The sequence below is a fragment of the Kumtagia sp. genome (genome assembly GCF_059502445.1).
This window is the reverse complement of the sequence record NZ_JCACER010000075.1, coordinates 1-25,498: the sequence shown is the minus strand read 5'-3', so window position 1 is coordinate 25,498 and position 25,498 is coordinate 1. Positions and strand designations below refer to the sequence as shown.

The following is a 25,498-nucleotide window of genomic DNA, read 5'->3' as shown; positions in this document are numbered from 1 at the left end:
CGGCAGGCTCCTTCCCCTGCCGACACGCTAATCTGTCAACCATCTCGCCGGTCCATTCTGTCAACAATCTGCCCGGTCTGGACCACCCCTGACCCCTCCCCTCAAGGGGGAGGGGGACTTTGCGGCCGTTGTGCCGAGCGAAATCATCGACGATGGCGGCTGGCGGAGACGCAAGCCGGGTCCCCCTCCCCCTTGAGGGAAGGGTTAGGGGTGGGGGTAGGAGACGACGGAGAGCCACCGTTTGTCATGCGCGATACTCTGCGCATGCGGCCCCTGTCAGCATCCGTCAGGATTGTTTTCCCGAATTTATCCCCCTCCTCCCGTTCGGAGCGACAATCCCCCGCCTGTGCTGGAAAGGAGGCGGCGGTGGACTGGGATGCGGCAATCGAGAAGAATCGCGAGGCGCTGAAGCACATCCTCGCCATGCTCGTCGCCATGGCCGGGCTGGAACTCGAGGAACTCAGGGGACAGTTTACTTTCTTTCGGCAGAAAGGCCGCAGCGGTTCAGGCCTCGCGCGGGCCGAAAAAAGTAAACTGTCCCCGGCACTTACCCTTCCCCGCCGCCTCCACCGTGCCATACTCCGGCTCCTGCGTCCGGCCGAAGCGGCGGTGCGGCGCCTCATCGTCGTGGCCGCGCGTGGCCACCGCGGATTTTTTCGCGGCGTGGCGGCGATGCATGCTGTCGGCAGGTACTACAGGCAATCGCCGGCGCGGCGAGCACCGTCTCATCTGTTGGCGAAGCCGGCCAAACCTGCTTAGCTTGCGCCGATGGCGCGCGGGAAACTCCAGACCTATCGGCAGAAGCGCAACTTCGCCAGGACCAGCGAGCCGGCGGGCGGTTCGGCCGATGGCACGGGCAACCGCTTCGTCGTCCACCAGCATCACGCCACGGCCAATCATTACGACTTGCGGCTGGAGCTCGGCGGCGTGCTGAAGAGCTGGGCGGTTCCCAAGGGACCGTCGCTCGACCCCGCCGACAAGCGCCTGGCCGTCGAGACCGAGGACCATCCGCTCGAATATATCGACTTCGAGGGGGTGATCCCGGAAGGCGAATATGGCGGCGGGCCGATGATCGTGTGGGACACCGGCGTGTGGGCGCCGATGGAGGACGCCGAAGAATCGCTGCGCAAGGGCGCCTTCAAGTTCCGCCTGTTCGGCCAGAAGCTGAAGGGCGGGTGGATGCTGGCCCGCATGAAGCCCAGGCCGGGCGAGGAGGACAGGAACTGGATCCTGTTCAAGGAGCGCGATCCTTTCGCCGACACGACCGTCGACATCCTGGCGAGCCGTCCGGAAAGCGCCAGGTCCGGCCGCCGGATCGAGGAGCTGGTCGCAAAGCCGAAGAAGCCCGCCCCCCGCCCGGCCAGGCTTGCTCCGGGCAGGATCGAGGGCGCCGTGGCGGGTCCGGCGCCCGAGCGCATCGCGCCTCAGCTCGCCTCCCCGACGCCGGCGCCGCCGGACGGCGACGGCTGGCTGCATGAGATAAAATTCGACGGCTACCGCACGGCTGCCCACATCGCCGGCGGCGCGGTGCGGCTCGTCACCCGCGGCGGCCTCGACTGGACGAAGCGTTATGCCGACCTGCCCGCCGCCCTGGCCAGATTGCCGTGCCGCGAGGCGATCCTCGACGGCGAGATCGTCGCGACCGACGACAAGGGCATCCCGCGGCTTTCGGCCTTGCAGGACGCGCTCTCCACTGGCGCGGCCGGAAAACTGACCTTCTACGCCTTCGATCTCCTCCATCTCGACGGATGGGACCTCAGGAACGTGCCGCTGATCCAGCGCAAGGCGCTGCTCAGCCAGTTCCTCGCCGGCAGCGTCACGGCGAATTCGGCGATCCAGGTCAGCGATCACGTCGAGGGCGACGGCCGGGCGCTGTATGAGCGTGCCTCGGAGATGGGGCTGGAGGGCATCGTCTCCAAACGCGCCGACGCACCGTACCAGTCCGACCGGTCGAAGACCTGGCTGAAGGCCAAGGCGTTGCAGGCCGACGACTTCGTCATCGCCGGCTACACGGTCTCCCAGGCCGCCGAAGGCCTGGCTTCGCTGGCGCTGGCCGAGTGGGCCGACGGCGAACTCCAGTACCGGGGCAAGGTCGGCACCGGCTTCGACGCGGCGACCCTGGAGGCGCTGCTGGCCCGGCTGGAGCCGCTGCGAAGCGGCGCCGAGCCGCTCGACGGCGCGCCGCGCGACATCATCTGGGTGCGGCCGGTGCTGTCGGCGCGCATCCATTACGGCGCCAGAACGACCGACAATCTGCTGCGCCATTCGGTGTTCAAGGGGCTGCGCGAGGTCGAGCTCACCTCGGCCGCCTCGGCGCCGGCACGCAAGCGGCTGATCTCGGATGCCGATCTCGCCACCATCTGGGTGACCAATCCGACCCGCCGCCTGTTCGGCAGATCGGGGCCGACCAAGCTGGACATCGCCGTCTACTACGCCGCCATGGGCGACTTCATGCTGCCGCACCTTCTCGGCCGGCCGGTCTCGCTGTTCCGCTGCCCGACCGGAAGGCCGCAGGACTGCTTCTTCCAGCGCCACCCCTTCACCGGCATGCCGCCGACCATCGCGTCCTTCGACACGAAGAATTCCGAAGGCGAGACCAAGGGCTACATCTCGGTCGAGGACGTCAAGGGGTACCTTGCCCTGGCGCAGTTCGGCGTGGTCGAGTTCCACACATGGGGCACGCTGCGGAAAAACCTCGACCGGCCGGACCGGGTCGTCTTCGATCTCGATCCGGGCGAAGGCATCGCCTGGCGCGAAGTGGTCGAGGCGGCCGTGCATGTGCGCGGCGCGTTGCAGGGCCTCGGCCTGGAGCCTTTCGTCAAGACTTCGGGGGGCAAGGGCATCCACGTCGTCGTGCCGACGACCAGGAAGCTCGGCTGGAAGCAGTTCCACGAGGCGGCCAGCGAAATCTCCGCGGGGATCGCGGCCACGGCGCCGACGGTCTTCACGACGGTGATGGGCAAAGAGAACCGCCGGAAGCGCATCTTCATAGACTTCCACCGCAATGCGCGGGGCGCCACCGCGGTCGCCCCCTATTCGCTGCGCGGCCGCGCGCACACGCCGGTATCGACGCCGCTGAGCTGGAGCGATCTCGAGTCCATCGACGCTCCGGAGGATTTGAACTACTCTTCCGTGCCGGGCCTTCTGGAGACGACGGGCGATCCTTGGGCGGACATTAACGACTTTGCCCGAGAATTGCCGCCTCCGTTGCAGGTCAAGAGATAGTCGCGTCGTCGCGTAGGAGACAAACATGGCGCCAAGGGCAAGTTGGAAGGGCTACCTGAAGCTGAGCCTGGTGAGCTGTCCGGTCCGGCTCTATCCGGCCACCAGCTCAAGCGAACGCATCAGCTTCAACCAGCTCCACAAGAAGACCCATAACCGCATCAACATGAAGCCGGTGGACCCGGAGCTCGGCCTGATCGAGCGCTCCGATCTGGTCAAGGGCTATGAGTACGAGGACAAGAAATACATCATCATCGAGGATTCCGACCTCGAGAGCGTCAGGATCGAATCCAACCACACGATGAACATCGAAGCCTTCGTCGACCAGGATTCCATGGACGTCATCTACCAGGACGCGCCCTACTATCTCGCCCCGGACGGCGCCATGGCGGAGGAGACCTTCATCGTCTTGCGCGAGGCGCTGCGCCGGACCAACAAGCTCGCCATCGCCCGCCTGGTGCTCTCCAGCCGCGAGCGCGTCGTCACCATCGGCGCGCGGGACACCGGCATGTTCGTCTGCACGCTGAGGAATCCCAACGAGGTCCGCGGCACGTCCGAATATTTCGGCAACATACCGGTCGGAAAGCCCGACCCGGAGATGCTGCAGCTCGCCGAGGCGCTCATCCAGCAGAAGGCGACGACCTTCGATCCGCAGAATTACGAGGACCGCTACGAGATCGCGCTGATGACGATGATCCGCGAGAAGCTCAAGGGTCACAAGCCGATCATCGCCGCCGCACCCGAGCGCGGCAACGTCGTCAACCTGATGGACGCGCTGAAGGCCAGCCTGTCGCAGAGCAAGCCGCCGGCGAAGAGCAAGACCAAGGCGGAGCCGCCGGCCAAGCCTGCCCTCAAGGTCGCGGCGTCCGGCGGCGGAAAGGCATCGGCCAAGGGCAGGAAGTGAGTGCGCTCGCCGGCAACACCATCTGCCTGATCGGGGCGCTCGCGTCCTTCCCCCGGCGGGCCGTCCGGCGCGAGGTCGAGCGCCAGGGCGGCGTGCTGCGGAGCAGCGTCACCCGCGGCACCACGCATGTCGTGTTCGGCCACCGGCTGATCGAGAGCTGGGACGAGCTGCGCATCGAGGCCGCCGTCGAGCGGGAGAGGAGCGCCGGACGGCAGCTCCTGAGCGAGAACGGCTTCCTGCGCCTGCTGGGCCTGGCGCAGCCGGCGCCGGCGACGCTGGCCCGGCAGGTGCTGATCGAGCAGGCCGGGCTGCCGCCGGCCATTTTCGATCTCCTGGCGCTTTTCGACGCGTTCGAGCGCGACGTCGAGCCCTTCACCTTCCGCGACCTGATCCTGGCCAAGAAATACGTCATGCTGCTGGTCGGCACGTCGTGGAGCACCATCGTCAGGTCGATCCGCCGCTCGCCCTCCGTCGGCGCGCTTGCGTCGCTGGCGCTGCATGCGGAGCGCAGCGACGCCATCTATGCGCAGCACGCGCAGGGAGGCGTCAGCGAGCTTGACGGGCAGGTGATGCTGCCGCTCGCCAGCGACGATGTCGAACTGGAGGCGCTGCGCGCCCTGGCCGACGAGGCGGAGGCGCAGGAACGGCACGAGCAGGCCGCCGCGATCTATCGGGAGTATCTGGCGCACAGGCCCGGCAACGCCGTGGTGCATTTCAACCGCGGCAACTGTCTGCGCCATCTCGGCCGGCTCGCTGAGGCCGGGCAGGCCTATATGGGCGCGATCAAGCGCGACCCGAAATTCGTCGAGGCGTGGTTCAACCTCGCGGCGATCGACGCCGAACAGGGCAGGACCGACGCGGCCCGCCGCAGCCTGAGCAAGGCGATCGCCCTCGACGCGGGTTATGCCGATGCGGTCTACAACCTGGCGAGCCTGGAATACGAGGCCGGCAACCTCGCCGAAGCACGCCGCTGGTGGCTGCGCTACCTCGAGCTCGATCCCCACTCGGAATGGGGACGCATCGCGGCGCGCGGCATCCAGTTCGTCGACCTGGCGCAGAAGAACGCGAGCTGAAATGACATCGTTTCTCTTCGACGGACCGGACTCCGCGCCGACGACGATCCTGCTCGGGCACGGCGCCGGCGCGCCGATGGATTCGGCGTCGATGACCGCCGCGGCCCGGGCGCTCGCCGCAGCCGGGTTTCGCGTCGCCCGCTTCGAGTTCGGCTACATGGCGGCGCGCCGCAGCGGCGACGGCCGCAAGCCGCCGCCGCGAGCCGAAACCCTGCAGCCCGAATATCTGGCCGCGGTCGAGGCGCTGGGAAAGAACGGCCAGCTCGTCATCGGCGGCAAGTCGATGGGCGGCCGCGTCGCCAGCATGGTGGCGGACGATCTCCATGGCGCCGGCCGGATCGCCGGGCTGCTCTGCCTGGGCTATCCGTTCCACCCGCCGGCCAAGCCCACGCAGCTGCGCACCAAGCATCTCGAAACGCTGCGCACGCCGACCCTGATCTGCCAGGGCACGCGCGACGAGTTCGGCACACGCGAGGAGGTATCGGGCTACGCGCTGTCCGAGGTGATCCAGATTCTGTGGCTCGACGACGGCGACCACGACCTGAAGCCGCGCAAGTCGGTTTCGGGCTATTCGGCCCCCGATCACCTCAACACCATGGCGCAGATGGCCTGGGCCTGGGCGGAGCGGATCGCCGCCGGCTGAGACGACGCGGACGATTCCCGCTTGCGGCGGGAAGCCAACTGTGCGTTGATCCCGGCAGTTCGGAGTTGCGTCATGGACAAGCGTAAAAGCTCCCTGCCTAGGCCGCCGGCCGGCCTTCCCTCTTCCGTTCAGGCCGCCGTCTCGGAGCAGGTCCGCCAGCGCCAGGCCGTGCGCGAGATGCTGCAGCGGCGCAACATCCGCATCGTCCGCGAGGTCTATTCCACCGACCGTCCGACGGTCTCCCGCGTTTCGGTGCGCGGCGAACAGTATGATGTCGGCGAGACCGACCTGGCGCTGCTGGCGTCGGGCCGCAGCCCGACCTGGCTCGGCCTCAGCCCGGTGCCGCAGGACGACGAAGCGTAGGCGGGGCGGCCGTTGCCTCGCCCATGCTGATCGCCACCTACAACATCAACAACGTCAATCGCCGCCTCGCCAATCTCCTCGGCTGGCTGGCGGCGCGGAAGCCGGATGTCGTCTGCCTGCAGGAACTGAAGGCCGCCGACGCGGACTTCCCCGCCGCTGCGATCCGCTCGGCCGGCTATGAGGCGGTCTGGGCGGGGCAGCGGACCTGGAACGGCGTCGCCATCCTGGCGCACGGCGCGATGCCGGTCCTGACCCGGGCCGAGCTGCCGGGCGACCCCGACGACCGCCAGAGCCGCTACATCGAGGCGGCCGTCGGCGGCATCCTGATCGCCAGCATCTACGCGCCAAATGGCAATCCGCAGCCCGGCCCGAAGTTCGACTACAAGCTTGCCTGGCTGGAGCGGCTCGCGCGGCACGCGACGGCGCTGCGCAGGACCGGCGCGCCGGTGGTGCTGGCCGGCGACTACAACGTCGCGCCGACCGAACTCGACATCTATCCGACGCGCTCCTGGGACGACGACGCGCTGGTCCAGCCGGAAAGCCGCGCCGCCTTCCGCCGGCTGGTCGGGCGAAGCTGGACGGACGCCATCCGGACGCTGCACCCGGACGAACGCATCTATTCCTTCTGGGACTACAAGCGGAACCGCTGGCCGCGCGACGCCGGCCTGCGCCTCGACCACCTGCTGCTCTCGCCGAACCTCGCCGGCCGGCTGGTCGCCGGCGGCGTCGACCGCGAGACCCGCGGCCTGGAGGGAGCGAGCGACCACGCACCCGCCTGGATCGAGCTGTCGGATTCCGGTTGAGGGCCGCGCGCGGGGCCGTGCAGGTAGGGCTCTGGAGCGGGTAACGGGAATCGAAGCCGCGCGATCAGCCTGGGAAGCTGGCGTCAATTACACAGCATCGGACGCGACAATGTCAGGCGGCCCGTATCCAATGCCGTGCATCTGCCTTGTAGGAAACTCGCCGGTGCGGATGGACGACGCCGTGGAAAATTCGGAGCGGCAGGACCGTCAGGCCGGGTGAAGGGCGCAGATCCGGCGTCCAGGCGATCGAATTGGCGACGACGCGCGACATCAGGCCCGGCCCGGTGACCAGCCATAGCGACTCGGTGGCGCCTTCGATCACCGATTGCGCCGCCTCGCGCAACGCCGCACCGGTGAGCGGATGGCGCGGTGTCGCTGCCAGGAAATTGTTGCCGATGGAGCAGAATTCGTCCTGGTAGCAGCAGAACGTGACATCCGGAGAAAGCAGGGTGCTCAACGGCGCGGCGCAATAGTCGTCTGCGTCGAGATAGACGCCTCCCTCGGCATAAAGCACGGCCAGCCGGAACAGGTCCGCCTTCATGGCGGGATGACGCGCCAGCTTGTAAGCCCGCAGCGGCTCGGGACGGCCGAACGCCGACAGGAAGCGTCGCACGGCAGCGTCGTTCCAGCGCCGATAGGACAGGTCGCCGTTCACGGCCTTCGCCCGCTCCATCAGCAGGTCCACGTCCCTGGGCGGCGTTTCCGTGTCCCAGAACTGATGCAGGATTTTTGGTATGCGGCAGTTGGCTTGCAAACCTGCAGAGGGCGGCGTGAACACTCCGGCGCGGGCCAGGCCTATAAGCAGACCGAGCGCCGCCGCGAAATTGCCGGGGCCCGAGCGCAGTAAAGCGCCAGCGGTTTCGATCAATGCTTCCGTGCCGAGTTCGGCGGCCGCCGCGAGTTGCGCTGTCTCCTGCGGCCGCAGCCGGAGATCGTTCACGATCTGGCCGATAAGGCTGCGCAGCGCGCCGGCGCCCCGGCGCGGCGGCCCTCCGTTCGGCGATTTCCGGGGAATGTGCACCAGCGCCTTCCAGGCAAGCTCGGGCTGGAAGGCGGCCGCTGCCGCTCGTGTAAAGCCGATGCCGGCGCTGGCATTGTCCGGGGCGACGGCAAGCATCGCCTTTGCGTGCTCCAATGCGGTGCCGTGCTCGAATCTCAGGATTGCCAGGCGCATCCGAAGGCGCATCTTGACCAGCCAGTCTTCGGGCCTGCCCGTGTCCGGCCAACAGTCGAGGAGCCCTGAGACCTCCTCCCATTGGCCCGCTTCCAACAGGCATTCGATCCCCAGTTTGCGCTCGGCCGTGGTCGGCTGCGCCTGCCCGGCGAGTATTTCGAGCGCGTCCTCGATGCGCCCCGATTTTCGCAGGCTGTTTGTCCAGCGGACGCGCCGCGCCGCGTCGTGCGGGTGCGCCGCCGCATCGGCGGCAAAGATGCGCTGCGCTTCGTCCAGATCGCCAGCAGCCTCGGCCTGGGTGCCGCGGAACTGCGATATCTGCGGATGATCGGGGTGGTGTGCCGCCAGCAGCCGAAGGCTGGCCTGCGCTGCTTCGAGTAGCCCCGTCTTGCCGAGCAGGAAGGTCTGCTGAGCCAGCAGCTCGGCCGAATCCGGGGTTTGCGCAAGCCCATCCGACAAAACCGACAACGCCTCGTCATAGCGGCCAAGCCCTCTCAGGTGGCGCACCAGGCGCAGGCGCGCCGCAATGTTCCGCGGGCTGGCTTCGACAGCAGCGGCATAGGTCCGCTCTGTCGTGGGGGCATCGCCGCCAAGCTTCTTCGCCATCTGCCGCAGCCTGGGCAGCAGCGGATGATCAGAAGCCTGCCTTTCCAGCGTCTGCAGTCTTGCTTGCGCCGCCTCGGCCTGCCTCATCCGGCAATACAGCAACGTTCGTTCAGCCAGCAAGTCGGCGGACGCCGGCTCCAATGCAAGGCCCTCCGCCAGCACGGTCTGTGCCTCGATCTGGCGGTCGAGCCGCAGCAGGCAGCGAACCCAACGCAGGCGCAGCTGCTCGTCCCCGGGCCGCGCAGCGACGCCGGCCGCGTAAATTCGCTCCGCCTCTGCGACATCACCGGTCGCGATGGCCTGGGCTGCGCGAAGCTGCGGCAGGCGGGGATCGTCGGGATGGTGCTTTGCAAGGACCTGAAGGGTCTTCTGCGCAGCCTGGAGCCGGCCTTGCCTCCGCTGTTGACCCGACAGTTCGGCCAGCAGGCGCGGCGCGTGCGGCATGAGCGCCAGGCCTTCCCTCAAAACGGCCTGCGCCTGCCGGTGGCGGCCAAGCCTGGCGAGTTCGCGCGACCACTTCAGCCGACGTCCTATGTCGGTCGGGTGTTTCGCGATGTCCGCATCCGGGTCTGAAGGCCGCGGAACGCCGGCATGGGTCCGAGAGGTCAGGCTGCACGCTCCCCGGCGCGTCGCAGCGCCGCCGCGGCCATCGCGATCCGGCTGCGGATCGAAGCCGGAACCTGGCGGGAGCTCATGGCGCGGGGTTGCTGCAACTCCTCCATCGCCGCGGGCGCAGACCCGTAAAGCGCCTTGTATTCGGCGTAGTTGTCGAAGCGTTCGCGCGAGACGTTGTCGATGAAAGTCTCAGCCGCCGTGCCTTCGGCGAGCACGATCTCGTGGTTCTCCGTCTCGATGTGGTAGACGACGAAACGCTCGCCGAGTTCGCTCGACGGGATGCGCCGGATCGTCGTGCCGTTCACGAGCGCGCCGGCATGGACCAGCACGCCGTCGATCAGCAGGGCGTGCGTTGCGGTAACACGCAGATCGCGGAGAGGCAGGTCGTTACCCAGCGCCCCGCCGGACACGCAGACGGGTCGCCGTCCGTCAGGCATGCCGAATACCGTCGACAGCGTCTGCCGGCCGATCCATTTCACCGGCACTGAACGCCCGTCCGCCGTCATGACAAGATCGCCGATGGAAAGCGTCTCGACCGCGTGCTCCCCATCCGGCGTCGCGATCAGCGTTCCCGCGCCGAAGCAAACGGGGAAGGGATCATCGGTATCGATCTCTAGTGGTTCGCCTGAGGTGTATCCCGTGTTGGAGAAAAAATAGTAGTCGCTGCCCTGCTGGACGAGGAAGCCGTCGCCGGAGAAGCCCACATACTGGCCGCCCCCTGAGAGTGGGCCGCCAGTGATAGTCATATTGTCCCCGGTCTCAAAGGTAGTTTCGCCCGGCTGGCCGCTGCCCTCGTTGTCGCTAGCGTGGTGGTCAGCTTCTACGCTATCAGCGGTGGGGGTGAAGATACCGGTGCCAGGGTCATAGGTGCCTACGGTGTAGAAACTGCTGTCGTATTCCGCCATGATCGGTCGCTCCAGCTACGCGCTCATACAATGCGCGTGAAAAGTGGCCCCTCCCCCAAAATCATCTAAACAGCATAGCCGCAAGGCGGTCAACAAATAATGGATAAGCATTTAACTATAAAATTTGGTTACAAAAAATCGGCGCGAGACTTCTACCTCGCCAGATCAGTAACAGATGATACATCCCCTAACTTAACTTTCGACTTCCGATGCGAGCTTTCCTTCTATGGGTTTTGCGGCAGGTATTCTCAACTCAGATCCTGAATGCGATGCCGCCCTGAATTTCGGCTGTTTCGTCGAAATGCAGCCTGAGCGGCTGGAAGTCGTCCGCTGCCGCTGCGTGAAACACCGTACGGTCGGTTCCCTTTTGGATCGCGAAAGCGGCCGACCAGATGCCGATCAGGAAACCGCTGCGGTCGCGAAGCTCGATGCCGTGGCCGACCAGATCGCGCACGTCCAGCCCCGCCGCATCCTTGCTGGCGACGAGTTCGAGGCAGATCAGGCCATTTTGGTAGAAGCGCCAGCACACCTTGTGAAACGTGCAATCATCGACTTGCAGCGCCGGCCACTCGAACTGCACCCAGCGCAATGGTTTGCCGTCGTGATCGCGCTCGCCGCGCTCGACCGAGGCGGATTCGCCCCGCAACTGGGTCTTGACCGGCAAGGTCGCCTGCTGGCGGGCAAGCGGAATCCAGCTTTCGCCCGAGCCGCCAGCCAGCAGCTGGTTGACGCTGGCCATCTTGTCCTTCGCCGCTTCGGGAAGCGGCAGCTTGCCGAGAATCGGCCTAGCGAGAAGGGCCGCCAGCTGGATCATGCTTCACACCTCCATCAGGCGATTGGGACCGTATAGGATAGGGGGGGCATCGGCTCTTCCTCAGTCGGCGGTGACGCTCCAGCTGTCGTCCGGGTTGAAGCGGTCGATATATTTGACGATCGCCTCGGTCGCGGGACCGAGATCGGCCTCGTAGACGATGCCCTGCTGGTTGACCGCGAAGGTGTGCACGCCCGTTTCGGCATATTTGACCGGCCAGGCGACCAGGGCGAAGCCGCCGATCATGTTGCCGTTGATGACATAGTCGTAGGCGCCGCCGGCGATGTTGTCGCCCTGGCCGGTGAGGATCTTGAAGCGATAGCCGAAGTAGCCGTCGCCCTCGGCGGCGTCAGTCAACTCCGCCTGGCTGAGGTCGCCCGCCGGGCTTTCGCCGTTCACCTCGTCGGCCGGCCAGTAGAGGCCGTCGGTCGCGCCCTCGCTGCTGATCAGTTTTTGCGCGAACTCCTCCACGCCATCGGCGTCGCGGTCTTCCATGGTGTAGTCGTTCTGCGCCTCGACATAGGCCAGCATCGCCGCCAGCACCTCAAGCTCGTTCTCGCCGACGCGCCGGTTGACGATCTCCTCCAGACCGGCCTGGGTATCGAACGCCCATTTGCCGTCGTCGTCGCCCTTCAGCAGCGGAAACGGAAACGGCCAGAGCTTTTCGCCGATCTGCAGGCTTTTTCCGTTGTCGATATCGGCGACCACCAGTGTTTTCGCCGCGCCCTCGCGGATCTGCGCGAACGTGTCCATCACACCGTCCGCGCCCTTGAGCTTGGCCGCATCGAGGCCGAGCAGCTTCGCCAGACCGTCGAAGTCGTCGTCGGTCAAGGTCTTCTTGAAAGCATCGATCGCGGCCTCCGCATTGTCGAACAGCGGCGGGTCTTGTTCCGATTCGAAGGCGAAGATGCCTGGGTCTTCAGCCTCGCTTGCCGCGCCTGCCGCCGCCTGATCCGCCGGGGCTTGTTCCTGCGCCGATGCCGCCGCCGGCAGACCCGTTGCGAGCCCGGCCATAAGCGCGGCCATGGAGAGCGTGCGGAGCATGTTGTGAAGGGTGGTGTTCATGGTTTCCTCCTCGCTCTTCTCAACGCCTGCGGCCGCCGTGATGTCCGCCGCCCATGTGTCTTCCTCCTCCGCCGCCGCGATGCAGCTGGCGTCCGCCGCCGCCGTGGTGAATGGCCCGTCCACCACCGCGGTGCCCGCCCCCCATGGCCTGGCGGCCGCGGTTGGAATGGACTCTCGATATCTTGCCGCGATCGACGTTTCCCAGCGCCGAGTGGTGCTGCGGCCTGTGGTCAACCTTGTGACCCATCTTCGGCTTGCCGGCCGGGCGGTGGATGTTGGCGGGTCGGCGATCGGCATTCGGACGCGCCGCCGCGCGCCGGTCGCCGGCCGGGCGTGCTGCCGGCCGCTGGCCATCCGGACGGCGGATCTGGTCGCCGCCAGGCCGGTTCTTCAGACCGTCCAGCGTGCTCTTGCGGATGTCATGGGCCTTGGCGTGGCGGGCTGCGTTGTTGCCCGGATGGCTGCGCTTGATGTCCGCCGCGCGGTCGCGGATCGAATTGCCGCGATTGGCCTCCACGCGGTTCTTGATGTTGGTGCGGTCGAACTTGTTCAGTTGATCCCGGTCGAAATTGAGCTTCGAGCGGTCGACATTCTTCCAGTCGATGTCATTGAAGTTGATCTTGCCGTCGAAGTCCCGATTGTTGAAGCAATGGTCGCAGTCGATGTCGATGTCGTTGCCATCCCAGTGGCCGCCCCACACGTCCCAGTCGTCCCAGTCGACGGCGGCGGCCCACACCGCGCCGGTCACCGCCGCGGCGAAGAACGTCGCGCCCGGATACCAGTAGGTGGGATAGGGATCGGGATAGTAGGCGATCGGCGCCGCCACATAGTCCGGCTCGTAGAGCATCTCAGGCTCGTAGCGCGGCACATAGACGACTTCCGGGTTCGCCGGCTGGATGACGATGTTGTCGCCCTGCGTCTCCACCTTGACCTTGTCGTCGGTCTTGATGATGTCCTTCGCCACCGCCTCCTCGCGCAACTGCTGGATGGCGATCAGCACGTCCTTCTGCTGGTAGGCGATGGCGTCGCCGAGCGCCTGCGTCCATTCGAGGTCGTCGCTCATCATCTTGACGACCTCGGGATAGTTGAGCAGCGAGATGACGCTGCCGTCCCAGCTTTCCTTCGGCTTCAGGCTCTTGTCCTTGGCGTAGTCGTCGAGATAGCGCGACGCCTCGACGATCTGCAGCGGATAGAGCGAGGCCGCGGTGACCACCGCGATCAATTCGTCCGGATAGAGCGCGATGCGCGCCACCAGCACCTCCAGCTCGTCGGCGCTGAGCGGCTCCGGCGCCTGCGTGGCGGCCGCGCCCGGATCGGCCGCGGCTGTCTGCTCCTGGGCAAGGGCGGATGTCGGACCGGCGGTTGCCAGCAGGATGGAGGCAAGCGTGGCCGCAACGGCGAGGCCAAGTCTTCGGGTGCTCTTGCTATTCATATCGGTGACCTCCCGCTGTTTACTGTCCTTTAGAAATGCACGACGAGGCCCATGATCGGGCCCTGCTGGACGGCGTCGAAGACGAAGCCGTCCTTGCTGTAGTCCACGCCGAGCGCGCGGTAGCCGGCGACGGCGGAGAACGTGTCGTTGAACTTGTAGCCGAGGGCCGCCGCCACATCCCAGTCGAGATCGGCCTGGCCGGCGCCGACCAGCCCCCAGCCGGTCACGTAGATGGCGTCGGTGAAGGCGTATCTGGCGCGAATGCCGGCCAGCCCGTCGACCCAGGTTTCGCCGTCGCTGACGTCGGCGCCGTCGAGCAGGCCGCCATTCACCGAAATTTCCGTGTTGACGCTCCAGACCCGCGCGCCGGCGACCACGTCGAAATAACTGCGGTCGTCCTTGAACAGCGAATAGCCGGCGCCGACCAGGCCGGCGAACGTCTCCGAGGTGACGTCGACGCTGTCGGCAACGATGCCCCTCGGCGTTCCGGAGCCGACCGTCAGCTTCGTGTACATGACGTCGCCGAAGATCGAGAAGCGGTCGTAGCGGGCCTCGCCGATCGCCATCGCGGCGAAGTCGAGATTGTTGAATATGTCGCCGAAATCCGCGTCGATATGGATGGTTGCCGGCAGGCCGAACTGGGCGATGTCGCCGGAGAGGCCGGCCGCCCAGAAATACGGGCTGACGGCGAAGGTCCAGCCATCGGCCTCCGCCTCGACCTGCTCGGGCGACATCGGTATCGGAACGTCCGCGGCCTGGGCAGGGACGGCCGCCAGGAGACCGAGCATAAGAACAGTTTCAAGTCGGCTAAGCATTTTCATTCCACGTCCCACCTCGATAGTCATGCACGGGAGCGAAATTACCTGCTTTCGCTCCCGAAATCTCGCCTTCATTTCTTCGGAAACAGGAAGGTAACCGAGGCGCGCACGCCGAGACCGTCGGGTCCGGCCTCGGGGCTTTCGGCCCAGTAGCGGATGCCCGCCCCCAGGCTGACCGGCTGCTCGCCGAACTTCACCAGCTTGCTGACCATGAAGTTGACCGGCACCGACCAGGATTCGCTTTCCCAGTCGTAGGTCGACTCGGTGTTGAGCGCGAAGGTCCAGGCGTCCGCCGTCGTGTAGGAGATGAAGGGCTGCAGGAAGGTGGAGCTCACGTCCGCGCGTGCGTCGTCGCCGGCAAACGACCAGATGTGATTGGCGAGGATGCCATAGGTCCAGGGACCCGACTGCTTCAGCACCACGGCGGTGGGCCCGGCGCCCCATTTCTCGCCGCCGAGCAACGGATCGGTGCCGGTCGGCAGCATGATGACGGGGCCGGCGCCCCAGATGATGCCCCCCGGGCCCGGCGCCTTGGGCGAGAAGAACAGGCTCTGCACGGTGTCGCCAAGCCCGAACTGGGTGCCGGACGGGCCGGCGACGTCCTCCTGCCAGATCACCGGCACGATGGTCCGCGAGATCAGGTTCCAGTCCTCGTTGAGCGAGATCGGAACGACCGGCTGGATGTTCATAGTCACCCGGTCGCCGTCATTGGGACCGTAGCCGGAATCGTAGTTGAACTGGAACGGCACGCTGATCAGCGAGGCGATCGGATTGGAGAGCTGCTTCGCCAGGTCCGCGTCCTGGGCGGAGGCGGGTGCCGCCGCAGCCAAGACGATGATGAATGCCGCCAGTGTCAACCGCCGTTTCGACGTCATCACTTGTTCTTCCTCAGTGATTTTCACACCTCGCCTCCAAGGGCAGCACGTAGGATGCCGAGCACCTTTCCGTCCCGATCGTTGACGATTTCCACGAGTCCCTGCTCGACCGCTGCGTCGAATGCCACCTGCTTGTCGACGACCGCACTCAAGACGCTCTCATCTGACAGGACGACAGTCTCACTGTCATCGGCAGCAGCCGTATGAACGACGGCTTTCACATCGCCGGCATGGATGACGTACCGGGTCCACAGCCGCGAGCGCACGAGCACAAGCGCAAACTGCCGGCTTTCGAGGCTGTCGAGGCGAGATGCGACGCGCGCTAATCTGTCTTCGAGTTCATGCAACTGTCGCACCGCACGGCGGTAGCCTGCCCCGAAAAGCGCCAGCTTGGCGGGTTCTTCCCGTTTATCGAGGACGCCACGGTCAGCGGCCTGGCGAATGGCGACCGCAACGGCCAGCGATCTGGGATGTGCTACGTCGAAGGCTGCGTTTGCCAGCCCGGAATGATAACCACAGGCCAACGCCCCGTGAGCGCTGGCCGCGACTGCCAGGGTACCTGAAAGCAAAGCCCGATATCGCATTCGCCACCTCCGGCTTGGATGGCAGGACGCTGCCCGCGCCCCACTCGACGCTCTCGGGGCCTGAGTGCCACAGCAAGGTGGCACCCAGGCTGGCCATCGCATGTCACGGAGTAACAATATTGAACCAAAAGTCGAACGTGTCGAGCATCGAAACCATCTGGCCGAGCTTTGCGGAATCACCTGCTATCTTGATGTCGCCGTCCGTCGTCGCCTTTTCGAGAGTCGTCTGACCCAGGACGATATTGTTCAGGGTCTCCCGCGAGAGCGTGACGGTAGCGTCCGCGGCATCCGCCTGCTTGCCTGCAGTGTTGTTGAGCACGCCGTTTTCGAGCTCGACCAGATATTTGCCGTCGGCCCCGCCGAAATCGAAGTTGAGGGTGATGTGCGCATCGCCCGCCTTCTCGCTGTTGAGGCGCACGCCGAGATAGTCGAAGAACAGGTCCAGCGACATCGCTCGGATCGTGTCGGGGCTTGCGGTGCTCGGCGTTCCCGCTTGCATGATACCGTTGCGCAATTCCTGTGCGCCGGTCAGATAAAAGTTGCGCCATGGCCCGGACTCGGCTTGGTATCCGAGCTGCTCCAGAGCATCGGCCGTCAAATTCTTGGCAGCCTGATTGTCCGGATCGGCAAAGACGACATGGTTCGTTACCTGCGCGACCCAGCGATAGTCGCCCTTGTCGAAGGATTCCTTCGCCTTTTGCAGCACCGCATCGGCACCGCCCATGAACTCGACGTACTTCTTGCTGGCTTCTGCCGGTGGCAGTTCGTGAAGGGTGGAAGGATTGCCGTCGAACCAGCCGAGATAGAGCACGTAGGTGGCCGCGACGTCGTGATAGATCGAGCCGTAATAGCCGCGATTTGCCCAGTATTTGTCGAGGCTGTCCGGCAGTTTGAAGGTTTCGGCGATCTCGCGCATCGTCTTGCCGTGATTGACCGCGCGCAGCGTTTCATCGTTGATGTAGCGGTAGAGATCGCGCTGCTTCTCCAGAAGCTCCGTAACGTTCTCCTTGCCCCAGGTCGGCCAGTGGTGCTGGGCGAACAGGACTTCGGCCTTGTCGCCCCACATCACCAGTGCCTGGTTCAGATATTTCGACCAGGGCAGCGGCTCGCGTATCTTGGCGCCGCGCAGCGAGTAGGTGTTGTGCAGCGTGTGGGTCGCGTCCTCGGCGGCTGAGATCGCCTTCTTCTCCTCGATGAACCAGAGCATTTCGGCCGGAGCTTCGGAGCCCGGCGCCATCAGGAACTCGTAGGTAAGTCCGTCGATGGTTTCCTTGTGGCCCGTCTCCGCGATGATGTCGGTGGGCGGGATCAGCGTGACCGTTCCGGCCGAGGTGGTGGTGCCAAGGCCGGCGCCGACCTGACCCTTGGGATCGGGTTTCAGCAGATTGCCGTACATGTAGCTGGCCCGGCGGCTCATCGCATTGCCTGCGAAGACGTTCTCGGCCACCGCGGCCTCGAGGAAGCCGTGCGGTGCGTAGATCTTGGTCTTGCCCGAGCTCACATCCTCCCCGCTGACGACGCCGCGGACGCCACCATAGTGATCGACATGGCTATGCGTGTAGATGACGGCCTTCACCGGCTTCTGCCCGCGATGCTGATAATAAAGGTCCATCCCGATCTTGGCCGTCTCCTCGGAAACCAGCGGATCGACGACCGTGACACCTTCCGCGCCTTCGATGATGGTCATGTTCGACAGGTCCAGGTTGCGCACCTGGTAGATGCCGTCCGTGACCTCGAACAGCCCCGAGATGTTGATGAGCTGCGACTGGCGCCAGAGGCTGGGATTGACGCTGTCGGGCGCAGGCGCGCCCTCGGTGATGAAGCCGTATTGCTGCGGATTCCAGATAGGATTGCCGGACTGGCCCTGGATGACGGCGGTCGGAAGCGGCGCGATGAGACCTTTCTTGGCATCGTCGAAGTCGCTCGTGTCGTCGAACGGCAGTTCGCCAAGCAGCTTCTGGTTTGCAGCCTTTGTCGTCTCGGTCGCCTCTTTGCGCTGATCTTGGTCTTGGGCAAAGGTAGGTTGCACGGGTCCAGCAACAAGGACCGCGACGACAGAGACACTCCCGAACAATGTCTTCGCGTTCATGAATTCGACTCCTCGCTTGTCGTTTGCTCTCGGAAAGATTTCGCCCGGCAGACGTCCGACGCTACGCGTCCGGTACGATGGTCATATGTTTTTCGATCCCGTTCGGGCAGTCGATCCCATCGGCCTCCGAAGGTGTTCACGGATTTCGTCCTCCAGTTCGAGCAACAGCTGGCGGTAATCTTGTGCCTTCCTGCGGTCGCTCTTCCAACGTTCCAGCGCTGTCGTGGCGGCCGCATAGTCCTCGCAGATCGCGCTGAACGCCGGGTCGGATGCGCAGCGGCGGCGTATTTCGAATTCGTGGCCCGCGAAATGGCGTAGAACCGGCGCCAGGTCGAACATCCAGCAAGACCTTCAATGGTTTCTGGTCGTCTGAATGCAACGCACGCTCACGCGGACACGTCACAAAAGGAAGGTGCGAACAGGTACGAACGGTAGCGGCGGGGCTTTGCCCGCAGCCGAATCTGGCGTAAGGATTTCCAGTTCCGTCGCCAAGCAGATGTCGGCGTGCCCGTATGAATTCGGTCCGTAAAATCTTCTCGACCGATCGTGGCGGCCATGTTTCGCCGGATAGAGTTCGCGAAGAATTATCCCGAATACTGGGCAGCCCGGATTTCAAGGCATCGCCGCGGCGCCGGGAAATGCTGGTCTTTCTGGTCGAGGAACTGCTCGCCGGCCGGGGCCACGAACTCAAAGGCTATACGATCGGCGTGGCGGTGTTCCGGCGAGGCGAAGACTTCGACGCCCAGTCGGATCCGGTCGTACGCCTCGAGGCTCGGCGGCTGCGGCGGGATCTGGACGGCTACTACGTGGCGGCAGGTCGTGGAAATCCCCTGCGCATCTCCATCCCCACGGGGAACTACGCTCCCGATGTTCAGCTGGCGCAATCCGAAGCGCCGGGACCCCTTGAGAGCCTTTCGGACGGAGGGCCGACCGTCGCCGCGGATCAGCCCGCGTCAGGGCCCATCGCCGGCGCCGAGACCGCAGGACGGTTTTCCGGAAATGGCCGCTGGCCGGCCGTCTGCGCGGTTGCTGCCGGTCTGATGCTCGTTGCAAGCGCCGCTTATGTTCACTTCGCCGACTGGCGCGATAGTGCCGCCAGCCAGCCTCGCGGCTCGGCGCTGTTGATGCTGCCCTTCAAGGTTTATGGCGAAGGCTCCGACGCCGCGTTCCTGGCCGCCGGAATTTCCGAGCAGCTCATGGCCGATCTCAGGCGCTTCCCCGATATCTTGCTGTATCTGCCGACCGGGCAAGGCACGCTCGACGATCCGGTAGGGGCGGGGGACCGCGCGGGTGCGTCGTTCGTGCTCACCGGCAGCGTCAAGGCGGCGGCATCCCGCATGATGATCGGCGCCCAACTGGTTCACGTGGACTCCGGCAGGATCGTCTGGGCGGAACAGTTCGACCGGTCGCCGAGCCCGGGCACTCTCCTTTCGGTTCAGAGCGAAATCGGCGCGGCGATATCCACCGCGCTCGGGCAGCCCTATGGCATTCTCAGAACGGAGATCACCAGCGCCTTGCCCGTTGGGTTCGAACCGAGCATGTCGAGCTACGAATGCGTGCTTCGCGCCTATGCCTACCGGCGAAGCTTCGCGACGGCGCTTCACGCACCAGTGCTGGCGTGCCTCGAAGCCGCGGTGAAAAGCGATCCCGACTATGCGGAAGCCTGGGCCATGCTTGGATGGCTGTATCTGGATCAGGGACGGTTCGATCTCAATCCGGAGGGGAGTGCCACGCTTTCCTACGGCCGCGCCCTCGACGCCGCGTCGCATGCCGTTGCGCTCGACGGCACGAACGTGCTCGCGCTCAAGGCGCTCGCCTCGATCAACCATTACATGGGCAGCTACGACGAAGGGGAGGTCATCCAGCGACGGGCCCTGGCGCTCAATCCCAACGATCCGGATACGCTGGCGCAGCTCGGCTGGAGGATGGCGGTGCGCGGCAAGTTCGAGGAGGGAATTCCCTATCTTCAGCAGGCGATCGATCGGACGGTCAACGCGCCCGGCTGGTATTTCCACCTTGTTGCAGTCGACCACTACCTGCACGGCAGGTACGCGGAAATGCTTGATACGGCCAAGCGAAGCGCCGTTGACGGCTCCGGCATAAGCTGGTCCTTCATCGCAATAGCACATGGCGCGCTCGGCAATGATGCCGGCGCGCATGAGGCGCTTGCCAGGATGGCTGAAATATCGCCCCTGTTGGGGAGTGATCCCGCCGCCGCCTACCGGCGGCACCACGCAACCGACGAGATCGTCAACGCGCTGGTCGCGGGCCTGCGCAACGCTGGCTGGACCCCGCCGGGGACGAATTGATGCCGTGCGTCGACAAAAGAAAGGTCTGGGAAGCTCCTTCAGGGGCGCGAAAAGTCGCTTGGCCGAAAGGCGACGATCTTCACTTCATGACCTGAATGGAACTGCTGCCACACGGTTCTGCATCGCCGGCCTCGCGCGTGACACCGTCAAATCATGGCTTGGGAGGAGCGGCAAGCGGTGGAGCGGGTAGCGGGAATCGAACCCGCGCGTTCAGCTTGGGAAGCTGACAGGCTACCATTACATCATACCCGCGCGGCAGCCTCGATAACACGGCCCGCCGCGCTTCCGCAATCGGCTTTGACGGGCTTTCCGCGACGACTGCGGCCTTGAAGTAGCCGGCGTCAGCGCCTATGCGGTGCTTCATGCAAGGAGGCGAATCGTGTCCAGCCTGACAAAATTCCTCGGCGATACGCCGCTGCGCGTGTTCCTGAAGCTGCTGGTGGTGTCCTTCCTCGTCGGCGTCGTCATGAGCGCCTTCGGCTGGTCGCCGCTCGACGTGCTGGACTGGGTACGCGACACACTGCTGCGCATCTGGAATCTCGGCTTCGCCACCGTCGACCGCTTCTTCGGCTACCTGCTGCTGGGTGCGGCGATCGTCATCCCCGCCTTCGTCATCCTCCGCCTGCTGAGCTACCGGCGGTAGGGCGGCCGTCGCAGCTGAGGCCGGCGACAGTCTTGACAGGACAGCCGAGGCGCCTGCGATCAGGCGAACTCGGCCGCCACCTCGAACAGGATGGCGTGACGCGCCGCGAGCGCGGCGATGTCGCGCGAATATCCGCCGCCGATGACGCCGCAGACGGGAACGCCGAGCGCCCGGAAGCGCGCGACGACCATGCGGTCGCGCTGGCGCAGACCGTCATCCGACAGCGACAGCCGGCCGAGCCGGTCCTCCGCATGCGGGTCGACCCCTGCATTGTAGAACACGATGTCCCACGCGGCAGCGGTATCAATCCTGGCAAGCGCCGCCGCCAGATGCTGGAGATACTGGGCGTCGCCGATGCCGTCGGGCAGCGCGACGTCGAGGCTGGAGGCGATCTTGCGCACCGGATAGTTCTTCTCGGCATGCATGGAGACGGTGAACACCCGCGGCTCGCCGCGAAAAATGTCGGCGGTGCCGTCGCCCTGGTGGACGTCGAGGTCGACCACCAGGATTTTCGCCTGCGGCCGGTCGGCAAGCAGGTCGAGCGCCGCCACGGCGACGTCGTTGAAGGTGCAGAAGCCGGCGCCATGCGCGCGCCGCGCATGATGGCTGCCGCCGGCGGCATTGCAGGCGATGCCATGTGCCAGCGCCAGGCGCGCGGCGAGGACCGTGCCACCGGCGGCACGGCGGGCACGCCGCGCCACGCGTTCGCTGACGGGAAAGCCGATCTCGCGCTCGATCCTTTCCGGCACCCGGGCCGCCAGCACCTGGTCGACATAGGCCGGGTCATGCGCCCGCTTCAGCGCCGCTTCCTCGGCAGGTCGGGGCTCCACATGAATCGAGCGGGCGAGCAGACCGGTCGCCTCCAGCCGCTCGACCAGCGCGCGGTACTTGCCCATGGGAAAGCGATGGTCGGCCGGGAAGTTGGCGTCGTAGTCGGGGTGGCTGACGATGTGGAGGCTCATGGTGGGAGCATCCCTAAGCGATTTTCCGCAAGGATGAAGGACAAGAGGCGCCTTCGGCTTTCCTTCCGTGCAACCGACTGATTCCGACTGATGCCCAGCTGGATTATCGCACGTTGGCCGCATATTTTGTCGATTCTTCCGTATCGACGGCACGGACATAATAGCCGACGACTTCGAACTTGCCGTTGACCGGCTTGATGACCTCGCCATCATGGTAGCGGTACTCGCTGTAGAGCGCGTCTTCAGGAATGGGGTGGTTGGCCGCCGCGAATAGGTATCCGGTGGGGGCACGGTAGAAGATCAGCTCGCATCGGGGCGCTTCGCCGTTGCGTGGCCGTGGAAGGGGAAGCGGCTCCCGCAGGAGGACGCGCATCGTAAGGTCGATGTAGTCGGGATGGCCGGCGGCGGCGAAAAGCCGCCACAGGTGCCCTCCGTCGACGCGCGGGCCGATCTCGACCACCTTCGGGCCGTCCTTCGTGACCATGACCTGGACGTAGAGAGGACCGTTGTCGATGCGCAGAAGCTCGATCAAGGCGCACACCAGCTCGTGCGCGGCCTGCTGCTGCTCGGCGGGCACGTTGTAGCACGGGTGAACGTGTCCGCCGGCGAGACCGATGAACGCCTCGCTGATGAACAAACGCTCGTTGGGCTCGCAGAAGACGATCCCTCCATCCTTCACCAGGACATTGAACGGGATTTCGATACCGGCGAGAAATTCCTCGATGATGACCGACGAATTTGCGCCGCCGACCGCCTTTGCGGCCTGGAACGCCGCCTCCAGATCCTCGCGCCGGTCGACCTTTGAGATGCCGCGCTGGCCCTGCGACGCATCGGGCTTGACGAAGCACGGATAGTGGCTCCAGCCACTGGCATCCTCAAGCGTCGCGGCGTGCCTGAACTTGACGACGCTGATCCCGTGCTCGTTCAGAATCTCGCGCAGCTTATGTTTGTTGTCGAGGATCCGGATGAGCTCGGAGGAATGGAAGTGCGGCAGGCCGAGTGCCTCGGCGACCTTTACGGCGGTCCCGTTTGTCGTATCGGAAGACACCGAGTAGACCAGATCGACGTCCCGGGCGTGGGCAAGTGCGACGACGCGCTCCACATCCCTCACGTCCACCTGGAAGAATTCGTCGCAGAGTTCCCGGCCCGGTTCGTCCGCCAGTTTCGAGCAGGCGAGCACCCTCCACCCGCGCGTGCGCATGTAGCGGATCAGGTCGGCCTGCCCCGCGTTCGTGCCGACGACGAGGATCGTCTTCCGGCTCGCCTCCGTCGGGGCGCTGTCCTGCTGGTGCATGTGCCCCTCCGACCGCGAAGCCTGCCACGGCAGTCTCGGCTTGGACATCGACGGCCTTGCTGCTCACGGCGTGCGCAAGCTAGCGGCAGATGCCGATGCCGCGCAATCCTGCTGTTCGTGCCGCCGCCCAGCGGCCTGAGTTGCTGGCGCGCGGCGCGCCCGCATATGCTGAGCGTCAGATAGCTTTGCCCGCCCAGTGCTCCATGCGGATATCGCGCAGCACCGCGACCGACGGGATGCCTTCCCGATCCAACACGGCGCTCATGCCGCGCAGGATGCGTCCCGGCAGCGCCGGCCCGCCATAGATCAGGCCCGTGTAGAGCTGGACGAGGTCGGCGCCGGCGCGGATTTTTTCCAGCGCCGTTTCCGCCGAATCGACACCGCCGACACCGATGATCGCCGCCTTGGGGCCGAGCAGTCGCCGCATCTTGGCGAGCACGATGGTGGAGCGCGCGAACAGCGGCTTGCCCGAAAGGCCGCCGGTTTCCCGGGCAAGTGTGGCGTCCTTCAGCCCGTCGCGCGACAGCGTCGTATTGGAGACGATCAGTCCCTCGATCGGATGCGCGGAAAGCTCGGCGGCGATGTCCTCCAGTTCCGCCTCGGTCAGGTCGGGGGCGATTTTCAGGAAGATCGGGGTGTCGCGACCTGCCCCCTCGGCGAGCGCCTGCCGCGCCGCCGCCACCCGCCCCAGCAATTCGGCAAGCTCGCCGCGCGCCTGCATGTTGCGCAGGCCCGGCGTGTTGGGCGAGGAGATGTTGACCGTCAGATAGGTGGCGAGCGGCGCGAACAGCCGCACGCCAGCCTCGTAATCGGCGATGCGGTCGGTGCTGTCCTTGTTGGCGCCGATGTTAACGCCGACGATGCCGGTTCGTCCCTGCCGGGCGGCAAGGCGCTCCGCGCAGCGCGCGTGGCCCTCATTGTTGAAGCCGAGCCGGTTGATCACCGCGGCGTCGCGCGTCAGCCTGAAGATGCGCGGTTTGGGGTTGCCGGCCTGCGGCCGCGGCGTGATCGAGCCGATTTCGGCGAAACCGAAGCCGACCGAAAGCAGCGCATCGGGGATCTCGCCGTTCTTATCGTAGCCGGCCGCCATGCCGAGCGGATTCGGAAATGCGAGGGCGCCCATACGCACGGCCAGGCGCGGGTCGGCGGGCGGCTTGGGCAGAGGCAGGCCGCATCGCAGCGCCTTGATCGACAGGCCGTGCGCGGTTTCCGGGTCGAGGCCGAACAGCAGCCGCCGGCCGACCTGCTCGAACAGACCGGTCATGCGCCGAGGTCCGGAAAGACGTGGCCGTTCGCGCCGAGCGGCAGCGGCTTGACCCATCTGACCGCGGAAAGGTCGAGCGGGCCGTAGAGATGCGGGAACAGGTCGCCGCCGCGCGACACCTCGTATATCAGCGCCTCGCCCAGCCGCGCCGCATCGACCGCGACCAGGAGAAGATCGTCCTGCCCGGCAAAGTGCCGCCGCGCGGTCTCGGCCGCCTGCGCGGCGGTGGAGAAGTGGATGAAGCCATCGGCGACGTCGACCGGCGCGCCGGTGAAGACGCCCCGCCGCTCGGCCTCGGCCCACAGCGATTTCGGACTGATCTTGTAGATGGTCTGGTGCATGAGCGCGCTATAGGCCGAACGGCGCCGGGCGAAAAGGGAAGAGGCGCGCCTCTTCGTAATTCCGGCGTAAACTTGTGGCAGTTTTCCGCGGTGAATCCGACGGAGGTCGCCATGCGCCTTTATGCCATCCCCGCCGCCTTGCTGCTTGCCGCGCTCGCCTCGACCGCCGCGCTCGCCCAGGATGGCCGCTACGTGCTGGAAAAATCCGGCGACGGTTTCGTGCGCATGGACCGTGAGACCGGCGAGATGTCGACCTGCGCGCAGGAAGGAGCGGCGCTGGTGTGCAAGCTCGCGGCCGACGAGCGGGTGGCCTACCAGGACGAGATCGACCGGCTCCAGGATGACCTCGCGGCCCTCGGCACCCGGGTGGAGAAGCTGGAGAACTCGCTCGCTGCCAGGATCGAATCCACCCTGCCGACCGAGGAGGAATTCGGCAAGACGCTGGGCTATATGGAGCGTTTCCTGCGCAGCTTCATGGGCATCGTCAAGGATATGGAAGAGGACAAGCCGGCCGAAAACGGCCCGGCCGTGCCGCAGAGAACGTAAGAGCGGCGTGGACTGTGGGCATGGCTTTCTGTCCTGCCCTGCCTTGGCACATTCCCCCTCTCCGTCTCGGGCTACGCCCTCGACACCTCTCCCCCGCTTTGCGCTACGGCATGCACACATCTTGGTCGTTTGTGGTGCGGCGGATTGACTCGGTGGC

Annotated in this window: 24 protein-coding genes and 1 tRNA gene; 10 read left to right on the top strand and 15 right to left on the bottom strand. The window is 65.7% G+C overall.

What is annotated here, in order from left to right; all coding sequences use genetic code 11:
• The first annotated feature begins 366 nt into the window (after positions 1-366).
• The 7 genes from AC5JDC_RS19865 to AC5JDC_RS19835 all read left to right on the top strand — a co-directional run bounded on the left by AC5JDC_RS19865 (position 367) and on the right by AC5JDC_RS19835 (position 7,008).
• On the top strand, positions 367-759 hold the full coding sequence (locus tag AC5JDC_RS19865) for a hypothetical protein (protein ID WP_495843908.1): 393 nt from the start codon (positions 367-369) through the stop codon (positions 757-759).
• A 9-nt stretch (positions 760-768) separates the two neighbouring features.
• Positions 769-3,225, top strand: a complete 2,457-nt coding sequence (ligD, locus tag AC5JDC_RS19860) for a DNA ligase D (RefSeq protein WP_495843907.1) — start codon at positions 769-771, stop codon at positions 3,223-3,225.
• A 25-nt stretch (positions 3,226-3,250) separates the two neighbouring features.
• Positions 3,251-4,126 carry a non-homologous end joining protein Ku gene (gene ku, locus AC5JDC_RS19855; RefSeq protein ID WP_495843905.1) on the top strand — a complete coding sequence of 292 codons (876 nt, stop codon included), beginning with the start codon at positions 3,251-3,253 and terminating at the stop codon, positions 4,124-4,126.
• The gene (locus tag AC5JDC_RS19850) at positions 4,123-5,199 is read left to right on the top strand and encodes a tetratricopeptide repeat protein (protein ID WP_495843903.1); all 1,077 of its coding nucleotides are present in this window, start codon (positions 4,123-4,125) and stop codon (positions 5,197-5,199) included. The genes ku and AC5JDC_RS19850 overlap by 4 nt, the downstream gene beginning before the upstream one ends.
• Before the next feature lies 1 nt (position 5,200).
• A complete protein-coding gene (locus AC5JDC_RS19845) occupies positions 5,201-5,842 on the top strand; it encodes an alpha/beta hydrolase family protein (RefSeq protein ID WP_495843901.1) in 642 nt (213 codons plus the stop codon).
• Positions 5,843-5,914: 72 nt separating this feature from the next.
• Positions 5,915-6,205, top strand: coding sequence for a hypothetical protein (locus AC5JDC_RS19840; RefSeq protein WP_495843899.1), 291 nt, complete (start codon positions 5,915-5,917; stop codon positions 6,203-6,205).
• Positions 6,206-6,228: 23 nt separating this feature from the next.
• Positions 6,229-7,008, top strand: a complete 780-nt coding sequence (locus AC5JDC_RS19835) for an exodeoxyribonuclease III (RefSeq protein WP_495843897.1) — start codon at positions 6,229-6,231, stop codon at positions 7,006-7,008.
• A gap of 112 nt (positions 7,009-7,120) precedes the next feature.
• Here AC5JDC_RS19835 and AC5JDC_RS19830 read toward each other — a convergent pair whose 3' ends face one another.
• From AC5JDC_RS19830 to AC5JDC_RS19785, 10 genes are all read right to left on the bottom strand, one after another.
• Positions 7,121-9,310: a tetratricopeptide repeat protein gene (locus AC5JDC_RS19830; RefSeq protein WP_495843910.1), complete on the bottom strand. Its 2,190-nt coding sequence runs from the start codon at positions 9,308-9,310 to the stop codon at positions 7,121-7,123.
• Positions 9,311-9,393: 83 nt separating this feature from the next.
• Positions 9,394-10,308 (bottom strand): Hint domain-containing protein, encoded by a 915-nt coding sequence (locus tag AC5JDC_RS19825; protein ID WP_495843895.1) that lies wholly within the window; start codon positions 10,306-10,308, stop codon positions 9,394-9,396.
• Between the two features lie 253 nt (positions 10,309-10,561).
• Positions 10,562-11,122: a hypothetical protein gene (locus tag AC5JDC_RS19820; protein ID WP_495843893.1), complete on the bottom strand. Its 561-nt coding sequence runs from the start codon at positions 11,120-11,122 to the stop codon at positions 10,562-10,564.
• 60 nt (positions 11,123-11,182) lie between these two features.
• Positions 11,183-12,184 carry a DUF2950 family protein gene (locus AC5JDC_RS19815; protein WP_495843891.1) on the bottom strand — a complete coding sequence of 334 codons (1,002 nt, stop codon included), beginning with the start codon at positions 12,182-12,184 and terminating at the stop codon, positions 11,183-11,185.
• A 19-nt stretch (positions 12,185-12,203) separates the two neighbouring features.
• Positions 12,204-13,616, bottom strand: coding sequence for a DUF3300 domain-containing protein (locus AC5JDC_RS19810; RefSeq protein ID WP_495843889.1), 1,413 nt, complete (start codon positions 13,614-13,616; stop codon positions 12,204-12,206).
• A 29-nt stretch (positions 13,617-13,645) separates the two neighbouring features.
• Positions 13,646-14,437, bottom strand: coding sequence for a DUF481 domain-containing protein (locus AC5JDC_RS19805; RefSeq protein WP_495843887.1), 792 nt, complete (start codon positions 14,435-14,437; stop codon positions 13,646-13,648).
• Between the two features lie 68 nt (positions 14,438-14,505).
• Positions 14,506-15,309, bottom strand: a complete 804-nt coding sequence (locus AC5JDC_RS19800) for a transporter (RefSeq protein WP_495843885.1) — start codon at positions 15,307-15,309, stop codon at positions 14,506-14,508.
• 23 nt (positions 15,310-15,332) lie between these two features.
• The gene (locus AC5JDC_RS19795; protein WP_495843883.1) at positions 15,333-15,893 is read right to left on the bottom strand and encodes a hypothetical protein; all 561 of its coding nucleotides are present in this window, start codon (positions 15,891-15,893) and stop codon (positions 15,333-15,335) included.
• Between the two features lie 103 nt (positions 15,894-15,996).
• The gene (locus tag AC5JDC_RS19790) at positions 15,997-17,982 is read right to left on the bottom strand and encodes an alkyl/aryl-sulfatase (RefSeq protein ID WP_495843881.1); all 1,986 of its coding nucleotides are present in this window, start codon (positions 17,980-17,982) and stop codon (positions 15,997-15,999) included.
• A gap of 81 nt (positions 17,983-18,063) precedes the next feature.
• A complete protein-coding gene (locus AC5JDC_RS19785; protein WP_495843879.1) occupies positions 18,064-18,321 on the bottom strand; it encodes a hypothetical protein in 258 nt (85 codons plus the stop codon).
• A gap of 173 nt (positions 18,322-18,494) precedes the next feature.
• On the opposite strand from AC5JDC_RS19785, the gene AC5JDC_RS19780 reads away from it, so the two are divergent.
• On the top strand, positions 18,495-20,291 hold the full coding sequence (locus tag AC5JDC_RS19780; RefSeq protein ID WP_495843877.1) for a tetratricopeptide repeat protein: 1,797 nt from the start codon (positions 18,495-18,497) through the stop codon (positions 20,289-20,291).
• Positions 20,292-20,469: 178 nt separating this feature from the next.
• Here the strand turns inward: AC5JDC_RS19780 and AC5JDC_RS19775 are convergent.
• A tRNA-Gly gene (locus AC5JDC_RS19775) sits at positions 20,470-20,543 on the bottom strand.
• Positions 20,544-20,670: 127 nt separating this feature from the next.
• Here AC5JDC_RS19775 and AC5JDC_RS19770 point away from each other — a divergent pair.
• Complete coding sequence (locus AC5JDC_RS19770; protein ID WP_106774737.1) at positions 20,671-20,934, top strand: DUF6460 domain-containing protein; 264 nt, start codon at positions 20,671-20,673, stop codon at positions 20,932-20,934.
• A 59-nt stretch (positions 20,935-20,993) separates the two neighbouring features.
• Here AC5JDC_RS19770 and AC5JDC_RS19765 read toward each other — a convergent pair whose 3' ends face one another.
• The 4 genes from AC5JDC_RS19765 to AC5JDC_RS19750 all read right to left on the bottom strand — a co-directional run bounded on the left by AC5JDC_RS19765 (position 20,994) and on the right by AC5JDC_RS19750 (position 24,795).
• Positions 20,994-21,896, bottom strand: coding sequence for a histone deacetylase family protein (locus AC5JDC_RS19765; protein ID WP_495843876.1), 903 nt, complete (start codon positions 21,894-21,896; stop codon positions 20,994-20,996).
• Positions 21,897-21,999: 103 nt separating this feature from the next.
• Positions 22,000-23,190 carry an ATP-grasp domain-containing protein gene (locus AC5JDC_RS19760; protein WP_495843874.1) on the bottom strand — a complete coding sequence of 397 codons (1,191 nt, stop codon included), beginning with the start codon at positions 23,188-23,190 and terminating at the stop codon, positions 22,000-22,002.
• 175 nt (positions 23,191-23,365) lie between these two features.
• The gene (locus tag AC5JDC_RS19755) at positions 23,366-24,454 is read right to left on the bottom strand and encodes a quinone-dependent dihydroorotate dehydrogenase (protein WP_495843870.1); all 1,089 of its coding nucleotides are present in this window, start codon (positions 24,452-24,454) and stop codon (positions 23,366-23,368) included.
• Complete coding sequence (locus AC5JDC_RS19750; RefSeq protein ID WP_495843868.1) at positions 24,451-24,795, bottom strand: DUF952 domain-containing protein; 345 nt, start codon at positions 24,793-24,795, stop codon at positions 24,451-24,453. Before AC5JDC_RS19750 ends, AC5JDC_RS19755 begins: the two co-directional genes overlap by 4 nt.
• A 111-nt stretch (positions 24,796-24,906) precedes the next feature.
• On the opposite strand from AC5JDC_RS19750, the gene AC5JDC_RS19745 reads away from it, so the two are divergent.
• Positions 24,907-25,341, top strand: coding sequence for a hypothetical protein (locus tag AC5JDC_RS19745; protein ID WP_106774774.1), 435 nt, complete (start codon positions 24,907-24,909; stop codon positions 25,339-25,341).
• Positions 25,342-25,498 lie beyond the last annotated feature (157 nt).

Excerpts from the sequence above, each read along its gene's own strand:
- ligD (WP_495843907.1), top strand. The coding sequence starts at position 769 with ATGGCGCGCGGGAAACTCCAGACCTATCGGCAGAAGCGCAACTTCGCC.
- AC5JDC_RS19785 (WP_495843879.1), bottom strand. The coding sequence starts at position 18,321 with ATGTTCGACCTGGCGCCGGTTCTACGCCATTTCGCGGGCCACGAATTC.
- AC5JDC_RS19845 (WP_495843901.1), top strand. The coding sequence starts at position 5,201 with ATGACATCGTTTCTCTTCGACGGACCGGACTCCGCGCCGACGACGATC.
- AC5JDC_RS19765 (WP_495843876.1), bottom strand. The coding sequence starts at position 21,896 with ATGAGCCTCCACATCGTCAGCCACCCCGACTACGACGCCAACTTCCCG.
- AC5JDC_RS19840 (WP_495843899.1), top strand. The coding sequence starts at position 5,915 with ATGGACAAGCGTAAAAGCTCCCTGCCTAGGCCGCCGGCCGGCCTTCCC.
- AC5JDC_RS19750 (WP_495843868.1), bottom strand. The coding sequence starts at position 24,795 with ATGCACCAGACCATCTACAAGATCAGTCCGAAATCGCTGTGGGCCGAG.
- AC5JDC_RS19780 (WP_495843877.1), top strand. The coding sequence starts at position 18,495 with ATGAATTCGGTCCGTAAAATCTTCTCGACCGATCGTGGCGGCCATGTT.
- AC5JDC_RS19820 (WP_495843893.1), bottom strand. The coding sequence starts at position 11,122 with ATGATCCAGCTGGCGGCCCTTCTCGCTAGGCCGATTCTCGGCAAGCTG.
- AC5JDC_RS19795 (WP_495843883.1), bottom strand. The coding sequence starts at position 15,893 with ATGCGATATCGGGCTTTGCTTTCAGGTACCCTGGCAGTCGCGGCCAGC.
- AC5JDC_RS19805 (WP_495843887.1), bottom strand. The coding sequence starts at position 14,437 with ATGAAAATGCTTAGCCGACTTGAAACTGTTCTTATGCTCGGTCTCCTG.
- AC5JDC_RS19815 (WP_495843891.1), bottom strand. The coding sequence starts at position 12,184 with ATGAACACCACCCTTCACAACATGCTCCGCACGCTCTCCATGGCCGCG.
- AC5JDC_RS19835 (WP_495843897.1), top strand. The coding sequence starts at position 6,229 with ATGCTGATCGCCACCTACAACATCAACAACGTCAATCGCCGCCTCGCC.
- AC5JDC_RS19800 (WP_495843885.1), bottom strand. The coding sequence starts at position 15,309 with ATGACGTCGAAACGGCGGTTGACACTGGCGGCATTCATCATCGTCTTG.
- AC5JDC_RS19790 (WP_495843881.1), bottom strand. The coding sequence starts at position 17,982 with ATGAACGCGAAGACATTGTTCGGGAGTGTCTCTGTCGTCGCGGTCCTT.
- AC5JDC_RS19810 (WP_495843889.1), bottom strand. The coding sequence starts at position 13,616 with ATGAATAGCAAGAGCACCCGAAGACTTGGCCTCGCCGTTGCGGCCACG.
- AC5JDC_RS19755 (WP_495843870.1), bottom strand. The coding sequence starts at position 24,454 with ATGACCGGTCTGTTCGAGCAGGTCGGCCGGCGGCTGCTGTTCGGCCTC.
- AC5JDC_RS19760 (WP_495843874.1), bottom strand. The coding sequence starts at position 23,190 with ATGCACCAGCAGGACAGCGCCCCGACGGAGGCGAGCCGGAAGACGATC.
- AC5JDC_RS19825 (WP_495843895.1), bottom strand. The coding sequence starts at position 10,308 with ATGGCGGAATACGACAGCAGTTTCTACACCGTAGGCACCTATGACCCT.
- ku (WP_495843905.1), top strand. The coding sequence starts at position 3,251 with ATGGCGCCAAGGGCAAGTTGGAAGGGCTACCTGAAGCTGAGCCTGGTG.
- AC5JDC_RS19745 (WP_106774774.1), top strand. The coding sequence starts at position 24,907 with ATGCGCCTTTATGCCATCCCCGCCGCCTTGCTGCTTGCCGCGCTCGCC.